Below are 12,555 nucleotides of genomic sequence, written 5' to 3'. Positions count from 1 at the left end.
CAACGAACAGGACTTTATCGATCGTGTTATCGTCCTTTGTGAGTTCATAAACCGTACGGATGGCGATTTCACTGGCTTCTTCAAGCGGATAGCCGTAAATGCCGGTACTGATGGCTGGAAAGGCGATGGACCGTATGCCATTTTCTTTAGCGACTTTGATACTGTTCCGGTAGCAGTCTTTCAGTTTTTCCGGTTCGCCGTGTTTACCGTCCCGATAAACCGGACCCACTGTATGGATGACGTAATCAGCTGGCAGATCGAAGCCTCCAGTCAACTTGGCTTCGCCGGTCTCTGCTCCACCCAGCTTTCTGCATGCCTCTTTCAACTCTGGCCCGGCCGCGCGGTGAATGGCTCCGTCAACACCTCCGCCTCCTAGCAATGATTTGTTGGCGGCGTTGACGATCGCGTCGACTTCCAACCCTGTGATGTCGCCTCTAAATACTTCCCACTTCATACCTGTCCTCCTTCACTTAAGCATCATCAAACCACTTTACTATTACAGGTCAACTAAAAAGAAAGGAAATATCCTGTCTATATGATCGGTGACTATAGACCTATTCAATTTCTTTGTGACCCTCTTATTAATATGGTATACCTCAGATTAATTTCAGGCAAATAAAAAGCTTAGTCCTTATAGCAGTGTGTCTGAAGCCGGAAATCAGCATTTACACATTACTACAGGACTAAGCCAAGTTAAAGGTTATTCATCTTCTGTGATATTTTCTGTGGTATCGATTTTCTTGCCAAAGATATAAATGACAGCAACGACGGCTATCAAGGCTATCGGCAAGACAAGCATGACGGACATGCCGAATGCAGACGGAATATACCCAAAGAGGATGGAGATTCCTGCTACAACGAGAGCATATGGCAGCTGTGTTTTAACGTGATCCAACAGGTTGGACCCGGCTCCCATCGATGACAGGATCGTTGTATCAGAGATCGGAGAGGAGTGATCTCCGAAAATGGCTCCGGTTAAAACGGCTCCGGCTGACATGACGACAAAGTTCGCATCCCCTGGCTGTAAAGCTGTGGCCAAAGGAATCGCGAGCGGCATCAGGATACCCATCGTTCCATAAGAGGTCCCTGTTGCAAAGGAGATGATCGCGCCGAGCAGGAAGATGACGGTCGGAAGCAGGAATGCCGGCATCGTGTCACTCAGTAAAGAGACAAGGTAATCGGCTGTTCCCAGTTCGCCCATGACACCTGAAAGTGACCAGGCAAGCAGCAGAACGACCCCTGTGATCATTAGCGTCTTCATGCCGTTGACCCAGATATCGATCCCCTTGCTGAAACTGAAGTGTCCCTGCAAAACACCCATGATCAGGGCAATGATACTGGCGATCAGCGCAGCCTGGAACAAAACGACTGAGGCATCTGACGCACCGAAGACTTCTCTTAATGTCACGAAGGAAAAAGGCGAATTCTCGATTGTCTGGATAAGTGATGGATTATCTGAGCCTAGAATCGCTGAACGGCCATTGGTATAAAAGCCGATAAAGCTGAACAGGATAAGTGAACCGATCGGTATCAAGGCGTTCCAAATCGACGGTTTTCCTTTAGCAACAACTTCCAGCTCTTCCTCATCGTTGTCCAGATGTGACCCTTTGGCAATAAGTTCATGTTTATCACGAGAACGTTCCTGTGCTTTTCTCATCGGACCGAACTCTCTAAGGGTCATGGATGTCACCAGCACAAAGACCAGCATTAAAATGTTATAGAAACGGTAGGGGATCGTCTGAAGGAAGACCCCGTAAGCATTGACATTCTGACCGATCGACTGGTAGGCATCGTTGATGAGCCCGACTTCGTAACCGATCCAGGTCGAAATCAAGGCGATCCCGGCGATCGGTGCCGCAGTCGCATCGATGACAAAGGCCAGACGTTCACGAGACAATTTCACTTTATCTGAAACGGGACGCATGATCGGTCCGACGATCAATGCATTTGCGTAGTCGTCAAAGAAAATCAGCAGACCGAGGAACCAGGTAATGACCTGCGTGCTGACGGGCCCTTTAGCTCGTTTAGCCAGACTTTCAGCAATCGCACGTGCTCCACCAGAAGACGTGATAAGGGCGATCAGTCCACCGATAACAAGGACTTGTAAAATGATCCCGGCATTCCAGGGGTCAGCCAGAGAAGACAGGAGGTAATCGACGATATCTGTAAAGCCATATAATAAACCGATAAGGATGGACGCTCCTCCTGCATACTGAATGATGACCGTCCCCGCAAAGATTCCCAGGAATAGTGACAGGACCACGTTCTTGGTGACGAAAGCCAGAATGATGGCGATGATGGGCGGGATCAAAGTTAAAGGTCCCATGGATTGTGCCAGACTGGCTTCAGCTTCTGCAGCGAATACGGGTAGCGGTATGAGCCACATAAGTCCTGCAACGGCCACCAGCGGGCTCAGTTGCTTGAAATGTTTTTGCATTGTTATTTCTCCTATCTGTCTTTTTTTATTTTGTATAGAAAAAAGCACCCAAGGGCACAATTCCTCAGATGCTTTAGATTCGCATATTCAAGGATAGTGCTCCACGCAAGCGTGACAGTCATACGCTTATTCAACGTATGCCCAGGACAAGCAAGTTGACGCTCACTTTCCTTCGGCAAAGAACCCTTTCCTGTCGTTCGCAGGCAGTCAAACCTCCGGACAGTACTCTTATTCTTTGCGCCTCTATCTTATCTTCTATTTTCAATGTCTTTTAGTTTACCTTATTTATATAAATGTTTCAAGGATGAATTTTAAGTTCTGCTTGATTATTCACTTGAAAACATCCTGGAGTGGCTCTTTAAAACGCGATGCCTCAGCCCTTTAAGCAAAGAAGCACTCAAACAGAACGTTGGTTTCTATTGGACTTTTCTGTTTTTTTCAGATGCAATGATCGGTTGGAACTGCTCATCCGTATTGTCATATCGCTCTACTTTTCCTGATCCGATATCATAACGCCAGCCCTCTAATTCCAATCTTCCGTCAGCAATCCGTTCATTTATGAAGTCATACTCTTTCAAATGTTTCAGCTGTTCCAGAACATTCAATTCTTCCATCAGTTTAGCCTTTTCCTTATAGGGTTCGTCTGCCGCACAGGCCTCTACTTCTTCACATAACCCTTCCAAGGGCTGCAGATAATGTTGAGTATAATGCAGCTCTGATAATCCCTGTTTGCCTGAAAGGGCTGCGGCACAACCTCCACAGTTGGAGTGACCACAAACGATGATCGTTTTCACATTCAGGACTAAAACGGCATATTCGATCCCGGACAGGGTCGTTGTATCGTAGACGTCCGCATGTATTGACGGCACGCTGTTTGCAATGTTTCGCAGGACGAAGATATCGCCCGGAGCGGCATTCAGAAGTCTTTCTGGACTCACCCGTGAATCAGAACAGCCGATAAAAAGTGTGTGGGGGTGCTGCTGTGTTTCCAGTTCCTGGTAAAGTGTTTCAAATTCTTTATATGTATGCCTCTGGAAAGACTCCAGACCTCGCTTGATTCTTTCTCTCATTTTCATTCCCTTTCGTTAATTGCTCATTAAAATACCGCGTGAAAAGAATCTTCACGCAGCTGTGAGTATACACCTTTTTGATGTGAAATGTAAGTCCCTTAAGTGGACCTGAACCGGTCAACCAGCTCAGTCAATTATTATACTCTTCATTATCCTGCTTTTGTTTCGGGGAATATGCCTCATCTATTTTTTTCCCTATCACAAAGAATGTAAGAAACAGACCGGATATAGAAGCAGCCAGACTCGCTGTGATCGAAATTGCTGCGATGATGATTTTTTTCGTTCTACTCATTTTTTAGCCTCCTATGATTTAATAGCGCAAAATCCTTATCAGAAAAATATGTACACATATTTTTTCATTTTAGCTTTTTTCTTTGTTTGATGTTTCTGCTCATATCCCTCGTACCCCTCAAGATCCATATAAATATGTGTGTGTCTTCTACTCTTTTATATTAACAAAAATCATAGAAAAGTACTATTTATAGAATCTGCCGGTCAGCTTCCTTTGTAGTTCCTGTAGCCTGCAGCCAGCTCAATCGTTCCTTTGTCATGAGCTTGTCGTTTTATGCCGGGACTGACAGACTCAATAGTCAGATGTCGATGGGCTTGTCATTTCGCAGGAAAAATGACACGGTCGAGATTTTTTTCTTTGTGAGCTTGTCACTTTATAAAGAAAATGACTGACCCGCGTTTAGTCAACACACGAGTCAGTCATTCAATCAAATGTATAAAAGAATCCAGTTTAATACGCTTTAGTCATACCGCCGTCGACCAGCAGCTGCTGACCTGTGACATAGGTGTTGGCCCCTGAGACGAGGAACGTCGCCATCTTGGCCAGTTCTGCCGGCTGACCATATCGGCCCAGCGGAATCCCTGCTTCAATGGATCCAGTGACTTCTGAAGTGGTTTTACCTTGGCGCTTGGCCCGTTGGCTGTCGAGTTCCTTTAAGCGATCTGTTTCGATGCGTCCGGCACCGATCGTATTGACCAGGATGCCGTCTCCCGCCAGTTCCTGCGAGAGACTTTTAGACAGCCCGAGGATGCCCATTCGAAAGACGTTGGACAGGATCAGACCGTCGATCGGCTGCTTGATGGAAGACGAGGCATTATTCAAAATGCGTCCCTGTGTTTCTTTCAAGTCAGGCAGGACTTCGTTGATCGTCCGGATATAGCTCATCAAGGTCAGATCAAAAGCTTTATGCCAGTCTGTATCAGTAAATGTTTCAAAAGAACCCCCTGGTGGCCCGCCGGTATTATTGACGAGAATGCTGATCGTTCCAAAGGCTTCACGAGTAGCGGCTGCCAGCTCTTTGATACTCCGGGCATTGGTCAGATCCGCGACAAAATAGGCGACCCTACCTTTGGCATCTTTTTCGATCTCGCTTTTCGCTTGTTCAAGCGTTTCTTTCGTCCGGCTCGTCAGCATCACATTGGCACCTTCTTTTGCCAGTTCATGGGCTATAGCTTTTCCAAGTCCCGAACTTGAGGCCAGAACTAACGCTGTTTTTCCTGAAAGTTCTAAATCCATCCAATCCTCTCCCTAACTTTTCAACTTGTCTGCAGCAACGATTTCTATTGATATCCTGTTCGCAGGTGACACTTTTAAAGGCTAGTCTATTTACTCGGCTTTCGTGTCTCTCTGATACGTCACGATCGGTTTTCTCGCCGCAGTCACTTCGTCCAGTCGTCTGACCGATTTAGTATACGGTGCACCCGTCACGTGTTCCGGGTTTTCTTCGGCTTCTTTAGCGATCTCGATCATGGCATCAGCAAAGGCATCGAGTGTTTCTTTGGCTTCTGTTTCAGTGGGTTCGATCATCAGGCACTCCTCAACGATAAGCGGGAAGTAGACCGTTGGGGCATAAAAGCCGTAATCCAAAAGACGTTTGGCGATGTCCAGCGTTCTGACGCCCAGTTTCTTCTGACGGTTGCCGCTCAATACAAATTCATGCTTACAGATCGATTTGAATGGCGTGTCATAATACGGTTCCAGCCTGGCTTTCAGGTAGTTGGCATGTAAAACGGCATCTTCCGACACCTGCTGCAGGCCTGCTGCCCCCATCGAACGGATGTATGCATAGGCACGTACATTGACGCCGAAGTTACCGTAATAGCCTTTCACGCGGCCAATCGATTTAGGATGATCGTAAGTCAGTTTATACGTATCCGCGTCTTTTTCGATGCGCGGTGACGGCATAAAGTCAGTCAGATAATCGACCACGCCGATCGGACCGGATCCTGGTCCTCCGCCGCCATGCGGAGTACTGAAAGATTTATGCAGGTTCAGGTGTACAACGTCAAAGCCCATTTCCCCAGGTGTCGATTTACCTAAAATCGCATTGGCGTTGGCGCCGTCATAATACAAGAGCCCACCGGCATCGTGAACGATCCGGGCGATCTCAACGATATCGACTTCAAACAAGCCTAAGGTATTCGGATTGGTCAGCATCAGTCCGGCCGTATCCGGTCCGATAGCTTCTTTCAGCGCTTCGACCCCGACGCGGCCTTCTTTGTTGGATTTGATCTCAACGACATCGAAGCCGGCCACGACTGCACTTGCCGGGTTCGTTCCGTGAGCAGAATCGGGAACCAGGATCTTCTTGCGCTGATTGCCCTCACCGTTTGCTTCATGATAGGCTTTAAAAATCAAAAGGCCCGACCATTCGCCCTGAGCCCCCGCTGCCGGCTGCAGTGAGATAGCATCCATACCGGTCACTTCTTTCAGGTTTTCTTCCAAACGGTACATCAGCTCTAAAGCACCCTGAGCCGTCATTTCCGGCTGCAGCGGATGGATATTGGAAAATCCACTGTATCGTGCAATGTCTTCATTGACTTTCGGGTTGTATTTCATGGTACAGGAACCAAGCGGGTAAAAGCCTGTTTCTATACCAAAGTTTTTATTGGATAATGCCGTATAGTGGCGCATCACCTGCAGTTCGGACAGTTCAGGCAGCTCAGCTGGTGTTTCTCTCATTAAATGAGCGGGTATGACGTCTTTCAAGTCAGTCTTTTCGATCGACGACTCTGGGAGGCTGTACCCTTGACGTCCTTTTCTGGAAATTTCAAAAACTAAATCGTTATAGGTTGTATGCATCTATTTCCCCTCCCCTGTCAACACATCGACCAGTGTATCCATTTCTTCTTTCGTCCGTTTCTCAGTGACACATAAAAGCAATGCATTTTCTGTACCCAGATAATCGGACACATCGTAGCCTGAAACGATACTCTGTTCCAGAAGTTTCTTGGACACCTCTTCGATTGGCTCGTTGCATTTGACAACAAACTCGTTGAAGAAGGCATCATCAGACAGGATTTCCATTCCTTTGGCTTTCAACTGGTTTTTCACGTAATGGGCATGACTGATGTTCTGCTGTGCCATTTCCTGCAGGCCGACTTTGCCGACAGTGGACAGGAACACGGAACTGGCCAGAGCAGTCAGTGCCTGGTTTGAACTCATATTGGATGTGGCTTTTTCGCGACGGATGTGCTGTTCACGTGTCTGCAGCGTCATGACGAACCCGCGCTTGCCATCTTCATCGGTCGTCTGACCTACGATACGACTCGGTACTTTACGCATGAATTTCTTCTTCACGGCAAAGTAGCCGCAGTGTGGACCACCAAAATTCATCGGCAGACCCAAAGGCTGGGTGTCACCGACAACGATATCAGCGCCCAGTTTGCCTGGCGATTCAATCAGTGCCAGCGCTAACGGATTAGCCATCACGATGAGCAAGGTTTTGGTTGCGTCACACAACTCTTTGACCGCCTTCAGATCTTCGATGGTGCCGTAGAAGTTCGGATACTGAATGATGACGGCAGCCGTCTGCTCGCTCACCAGCTCTTTCAGTGCGTCCATATCGGTATACGTACCATCCAGGCCGGCTTCTTTCACGTCGTATTCCATACCGTATGCATAGGTCCCAACGACTTCCTTGGCCTGCGGATGAATCGCACCGGAATAGACGACCTCATTCCGTTTCGTCGCAGATGTGGCCAGGTTACAGGCTTCGCCAAGGGACGTGAACCCGTCATAGAGACTCGAGTTGGCGACATCCATGCCTGTGAGTTCACACATCATGGTCTGGAATTCGAACAGAGCCTGGAGTTCCCCCTGACTGGCTTCCGGCTGATACGGGGTGTAGGCCGTCATGAATTCAGAGCGCAGGAGCACATGATTCACGACACTGGGAATATAGTGGTCATATGTACCGGCACCGATAAAATACGCATGGGTATCGGTCGTGATGTTCACATCGGCAAGGCCCTTCATATAGCGGGTCAATGCCTGTTCACTCAATGCTTCTTCCAGCTCGACGGTTTTTTCTTTTGTTGCCCGGGTGGATTCAGGAATATCTGAAAACAGGTCTTTGATCGACGATACGCCGATGGTCTCCAGCATCTCTTTGCGGTCTTCTTTAGTCGTCGGCAGGTAACGGTGTTGTTTGTCCAAACTGATCACTCCTCATGTGGTTTTTCCACATCATTCTTATTATGAAAATCTTTAACGCAGTCGGTAATAAAAAGGTAGAAAGAAAAAGGCAGTTAGAGCCTTTTCTTTCTACATGGTCATAGGTTACAGTGTTTAAAGTGTATCCAGATAATCCTGATACGCTTTTTCATCCAGAAGATCAGAGGTGTCGACGGCATTTTTAGACTGCAGTTCGATGAGCCAGCCTTCCTCATAAGGGGATTCATTCATTTTTTCCGGTTCGTCTTCCAGACCGCTGTTGACCTTCGCCACAGAACCGTCCACCGGTGCATAGATTTCAGATGTTGATTTTACAGATTCGACCGTTGCAAACTCATCTTCCTCTGACAAGTCCGTCCCCACTTCAGGCAGTTCGACGAAAACGATATCCCCTAGCTGCTCGACGGCGTATTCCGTGATGCCGATACGTACATAGTCATCATTGACCAGTTCGACCCATTCGTGTTCTTTGGTGTAAAATAATTTGCCAGTATCTGTCATTATGCATTCTCCTCTATTTATAAGTTTTTAGTCTAATCAGTTCTTTAAGAAGTTTTTCTTGGTGATCGCTGCATCCACTTTATTTTTGCGGATCTGGATTTTGACGGTATCGCCCAGCTTGATGCCAGCTTTTTTGATGCGCATGAAGCCGATGCTCTTACCTAAGGTCGGTGACTGGGTCCCCGAGGTGACCTCGCCGATCTCTTCATCGTTTTCGTTATAGACAGGATAGCCTTCCCGGGCGATCCCTCGGCCCTTTACTTCAAAGCCGCGTAATAAGTACGTCGTGCCTGTTTCTTTCTGAGTTTCCAAAGCTTCCTGGCCGATAAAGGGTTCTGCTTTGTCCCATTTGACTGCGAAACGAAGGCCGGCTTCCAGTGGTGTCACTCTTTCAGAAAGATCTTGTCCGTAAAGCGGCATCCCTGCTTCAAGACGCAAGGTATCGCGTGCACCCAGACCACATTCCTGCAGCTGATACGGTTCGCCCGCATGTAAGAAAGCTTTCCAGAGTGTTTCTGTCTGGTCCCATTTGACATAGCATTCATAGCCATCTTCTCCGGTATAGCCGGTACGGGACAACAGGACATCATTCAGACCTTCCGCCGATATATGTTGTCTGAAGTGATAGTTCTCGATGTCCAGTGCTTCTTTTCCGAAGACTTCAGCCACGATATCTTTGGCTTTGGGCCCCTGGATAGCGATCAGCCCTGTGTCTTTCGACTGGTCAGTCAGCTCGATGCCTGCTTCTTTATGCTTGTTGAGCCATTTCCAGATCTTATCCGTGTTCGACGCATTCGGCGTCAGCAGATAGTCGGTCTCACTGAGTTTGAAGGTGATGATATCGTCTAATATCCCACCTGTTTCATTGGTGACGAGGGTATAGACAGCCTGGTCGGTATCGATTTTTGTCACGTCATTCGTGATCAGCCGGTTCAGCCAGTCTTCCGCCTTGTCCCCTGACACTCTGATTTCTCCCATGTGCGACACATCAAAAATACCGGCGTGTTCCCGGACGGCCTGGTGTTCTTCTTTTAATTTTGTAAACTGGACCGGCAATGCCCATGATCCAAAGTCGATCAGTTTGACATTATTTTCCTGATAGTACGGGTATAACGGCGTGCGCTGCAACTCAGTTTCTTCATTTGCCAAAGCTATCCCTCCATACATTTCTTCTGACAGAATGATCTTCCTTCCACACTCTGTCATTTCTTATCCATTTTAACATGATTCAGTCACTTCTGAAACTAGAAAAGGGAAAGATGAGAAACTTAAGTAAGCGCATTCATAAACCTCTAATCTTGTTCTCGCCGGATAGATAATTTGTACGGCCGCTTGCTTCTCTTTTAAGACTTTTAGAGACTTATGCTATACTTGAGGTACTAACTAAGGAGGTCACTTTTCATGGAAAAAGCAATGTCAGATTTTGTTTATTATAACCCTGTAAAAGTTTTATTCGGAAAAAATAAGATCAATGAACTGGGTGCACTTATCCCGGACGGTAAAAAGGTTCTGATCACGTACGGCGGCGGGAGTGTGAAGCGCTTCGGTACACTGGACCGCGTCAAGGAAGCCCTTCACAGCCACATCGTCGGGGAGTTCGGCGGTATCGAAGCCAACCCGACTTATTCGACCTGCATGGAGGCCGTTAAACAGTTTAAAGAAGGGCGCTACGACTATCTTCTTGCTGTCGGCGGCGGTTCAGTCATCGATGGGACGAAGTTCATTGCTGCAGCCATCGCATTCGACGGCGATCCAAAAGATATTTTTGGTCAAGGCATCGGAAAAGGCCTGCCGGTCGAATCAGCCGTCCCATTCGGTTCCGTACTGACTTTACCTGCGACGGCATCAGAAATGAACGAGACATCAGTCATTACCTTCAAAGAAGAGAAAGCGAAAATCAGTTTCAGTTCCAAGCACGTCTTCCCGGAATTTTCGATATTAGAACCCGAACTCACCTATACCCTGCCTAAGCGTCAGCTGGCCAATGGGATAACCGATGCCTTCGTCCATGTCATCGAACAGTATCTGACGTATCCGGTCAAAGGTATGGTCCAGGACGAATTTGCCGAAGGTCTGCTGCGCGTTTTGATCGAAATCGGTCCGGATGTCGTGGATGAAGACAATCACGACTACGCCCTTCGTGCCAACTACATGTGGACAGCAACGTTAGCCTTGAATCGTCTGATTTCCCGCGGCGTTCCCGGCGACTGGTCCACTCACGGCCTGGGACATGAGATCACCGTACTGAACAACACCGACCATGCGCGCAGCCTGTCAGCGATCCTGCCTGCTGTGATGGTTGTCCGCAAACTGAAGAAATGGGACAAGCTCGTCCAGTATGCCGAAAAAGTCTGGGGCATTACAGAAGGAACCGAAGAAGCCAAGATCGATGCGGCTATACTGAAAACAGTTGCCTTCTTCAAATCCATTGATATGCCTACAAATCTTTCCGACGTCGGTGTGGAAGAAGCCGATATCGACACCCTGGTCAGACAGCTGAAAGACCACGGCAACGAAGCCATTTCCGAGCGCGGTGACCAGACACTGGATGTCTCGCGGGAAATTTACCAAAAAGCTCTGGAACTAAACTTTTAATTGATACTGACTTGAATCAATCGAAAGGAGTGATGTGTGATGAAGCAACTCAAAATGACCCGCCTTCTGTCTTCCCTTCTCGTCTCGGGTGCCCTGTTAGCCGGCTGCGGCTGGTTCGATGATCCTGATATGGACACAGAGGACCCCGATATGGAAGAAGAAACACCTTCTGACGAAAACGGAGCAGCGGACCCTGGAGCCCCTGATTCAGAGGAGGAAACAGAGGATGATGAACAAGCTGAAGTAGAACAGGATCTGACTGTCTGGTTCCCCAAGTTTGAAGATACGCTGCTGGATTATGAAGGCGAAGGCAACGAATTTGCGCCTTTCACCCGTTATCCGCAGTTTGTCAAAGATGACTCGGTCCAGATGGTCGAATCGACCGGCGGAACGGATGTCGTGACGATCTATGAGTATTCCGATGAAGAAGTCAGAGAAGTTTTCGTACGGCCGGAAACCTATTTCCGTGAAGACTTCGCCGATACCGGTCTGGAAAGTGAGCAGGATGACTTTGAGATCATTCTGCAAAAGCCTTTGGAAGAAGGCCATTCATGGGAAAGCCCCAGCGGATCGACTTCTGAAATCACGGGCGTCGCTGTCGATAAAGAACTGTCTTTTGGAAAGGTGACCGCTCTGGAAGTCACGCGCACATCGGAGAACGGCAATGAAACGGTCGAGTATTACGCTGAAGACATCGGGTTGGTCGAACGGATCTTCAAGACTGAAGAGGGTGAAAACAATGTGATTTCCACTCTCGATACACGATCAGAAAATACGCCGGAAGAAATACCACTCACGGTCTACAGTGTTGATGACCAGGCGATGGGGCTGGACAGGACTTCGGTGACAATGGCACTCTATACCAACGAACCGGCCCGACTGGCCATGGCCGAAATCCTGAGAGGTCAGGCCCCCGACACTGAAACGGCCCAGGTCATTGCGGAAAGTACAGACATCAACTTCATGTACCTGCGTCAGGATGGCGTCGTACATGTGGACTTCTCGACCGATCTGGCTGATATGAATGCCGGCTCGGGAGTTGAGTCGATGATCCTTCAGGGTATCGTCAATACCATCGGCGGCTATTATAATGTCGAAGAGGTGCTCATAACGCTGGACAATGAACCTTATGAATCCGGTCATATCGCTCTCGATGAAGGCGAGACCTTGTCCGTCGACTATTCAAATGTCAACGAGTAACTAACTAAGGCTGTGCCGCTCTTTTGTCTTTAGACATCGGAGTGCACAGCCTTTTTCATTGGGACAGCTTTGGGGACCCAAAGCCTCCTTATTGGTCTTGGGGTTTGCGTATCCCCGTGTTTGATCGATATTCGGTGAAAGTGTTCACTGGTCGATCGACTTTGGTGTGACTGCGACATTCTGTCCGCTGAAGTGTTCACTCGTTGAGCCTGGCTGCCGTGACTGCGACATTTCGACCTCCGAAGTGTTCACTCGTTGAGCCTGGCTGACCTGACTGCGACATT

Annotated in this window: 11 protein-coding genes and 1 riboswitch; of the genes, 2 read left to right on the top strand and 9 right to left on the bottom strand. The window is 48.1% G+C overall.

What is annotated here, in order from left to right:
• The 9 genes from BMX84_RS11830 to gcvT form a co-directional block, all read right to left on the bottom strand.
• Positions 1-454, bottom strand: a 454-nt coding sequence (locus BMX84_RS11830) for an O-acetyl-ADP-ribose deacetylase (RefSeq protein ID WP_091490105.1), incomplete at its 3' end; no start/stop codon positions are given.
• A gap of 246 nt (positions 455-700) precedes the next feature.
• Positions 701-2,437, bottom strand: coding sequence for a Na+/H+ antiporter NhaC family protein (locus tag BMX84_RS11825; RefSeq protein ID WP_091490102.1), 1,737 nt, complete (start codon positions 2,435-2,437; stop codon positions 701-703).
• Between the two features lie 86 nt (positions 2,438-2,523).
• Positions 2,524-2,691: riboswitch (Lysine riboswitch) on the bottom strand.
• A gap of 162 nt (positions 2,692-2,853) precedes the next feature.
• Complete coding sequence (locus BMX84_RS11820) at positions 2,854-3,507, bottom strand: carbonic anhydrase (RefSeq protein ID WP_177165564.1); 654 nt, start codon at positions 3,505-3,507, stop codon at positions 2,854-2,856.
• Between the two features lie 130 nt (positions 3,508-3,637).
• Positions 3,638-3,799 carry a hypothetical protein gene (locus BMX84_RS12565; RefSeq protein WP_177165563.1) on the bottom strand — a complete coding sequence of 54 codons (162 nt, stop codon included), beginning with the start codon at positions 3,797-3,799 and terminating at the stop codon, positions 3,638-3,640.
• A 450-nt stretch (positions 3,800-4,249) separates the two neighbouring features.
• Positions 4,250-5,035, bottom strand: coding sequence for an SDR family oxidoreductase (locus tag BMX84_RS11815; protein WP_091490098.1), 786 nt, complete (start codon positions 5,033-5,035; stop codon positions 4,250-4,252).
• Positions 5,036-5,125: 90 nt separating this feature from the next.
• On the bottom strand, positions 5,126-6,601 hold the full coding sequence (gcvPB, locus tag BMX84_RS11810; RefSeq protein WP_091490096.1) for an aminomethyl-transferring glycine dehydrogenase subunit GcvPB: 1,476 nt from the start codon (positions 6,599-6,601) through the stop codon (positions 5,126-5,128).
• Entirely contained in the window at positions 6,602-7,957 is a 1,356-nt protein-coding gene (gene gcvPA / locus BMX84_RS11805; RefSeq protein WP_091490093.1) for an aminomethyl-transferring glycine dehydrogenase subunit GcvPA, read from the bottom strand.
• A 132-nt stretch (positions 7,958-8,089) separates the two neighbouring features.
• A complete protein-coding gene (gene gcvH, locus BMX84_RS11800) occupies positions 8,090-8,476 on the bottom strand; it encodes a glycine cleavage system protein GcvH (protein ID WP_091490091.1) in 387 nt (128 codons plus the stop codon).
• A 36-nt stretch (positions 8,477-8,512) separates the two neighbouring features.
• Complete coding sequence (gene gcvT, locus BMX84_RS11795; protein WP_246119146.1) at positions 8,513-9,625, bottom strand: glycine cleavage system aminomethyltransferase GcvT; 1,113 nt, start codon at positions 9,623-9,625, stop codon at positions 8,513-8,515.
• Positions 9,626-9,877: 252 nt separating this feature from the next.
• Here gcvT and BMX84_RS11790 point away from each other — a divergent pair, with 252 nt between their 5' ends.
• Together BMX84_RS11790 and BMX84_RS11785 are read left to right on the top strand one after the other, a co-directional pair.
• Complete coding sequence (locus tag BMX84_RS11790) at positions 9,878-11,071, top strand: iron-containing alcohol dehydrogenase (RefSeq protein WP_091490088.1); 1,194 nt, start codon at positions 9,878-9,880, stop codon at positions 11,069-11,071.
• A gap of 39 nt (positions 11,072-11,110) precedes the next feature.
• On the top strand, positions 11,111-12,271 hold the full coding sequence (locus BMX84_RS11785) for a GerMN domain-containing protein (protein ID WP_091490086.1): 1,161 nt from the start codon (positions 11,111-11,113) through the stop codon (positions 12,269-12,271).
• Positions 12,272-12,555 lie beyond the last annotated feature (284 nt).

Origin of the sequence: Alkalibacterium putridalgicola, assembly GCF_900109825.1 — a bacterium.
In the GTDB taxonomy this organism is placed as follows: domain Bacteria; phylum Bacillota; class Bacilli; order Lactobacillales; family Carnobacteriaceae_A; genus Alkalibacterium; species Alkalibacterium putridalgicola.
The sequence above is the reverse complement of the archived record's forward strand: the minus strand, read 5'-3'. Positions and strand labels throughout refer to the sequence as shown.

Bases quoted from the DNA above. Each gene is read 5' to 3' on its own strand.
- BMX84_RS11815 (WP_091490098.1), bottom strand. From the start codon at position 5,035: ATGGATTTAGAACTTTCAGGAAAAACAGCGTTAGTTCTGGCCTCAAGT.
- BMX84_RS11790 (WP_091490088.1), top strand. From the start codon at position 9,878: ATGGAAAAAGCAATGTCAGATTTTGTTTATTATAACCCTGTAAAAGTT.
- BMX84_RS11785 (WP_091490086.1), top strand. From the start codon at position 11,111: ATGAAGCAACTCAAAATGACCCGCCTTCTGTCTTCCCTTCTCGTCTCG.
- BMX84_RS11825 (WP_091490102.1), bottom strand. From the start codon at position 2,437: ATGCAAAAACATTTCAAGCAACTGAGCCCGCTGGTGGCCGTTGCAGGA.
- BMX84_RS11820 (WP_177165564.1), bottom strand. From the start codon at position 3,507: ATGAGAGAAAGAATCAAGCGAGGTCTGGAGTCTTTCCAGAGGCATACA.
- BMX84_RS12565 (WP_177165563.1), bottom strand. From the start codon at position 3,799: ATGAGTAGAACGAAAAAAATCATCATCGCAGCAATTTCGATCACAGCG.
- gcvH (WP_091490091.1), bottom strand. From the start codon at position 8,476: ATGACAGATACTGGCAAATTATTTTACACCAAAGAACACGAATGGGTC.
- gcvPB (WP_091490096.1), bottom strand. From the start codon at position 6,601: ATGCATACAACCTATAACGATTTAGTTTTTGAAATTTCCAGAAAAGGA.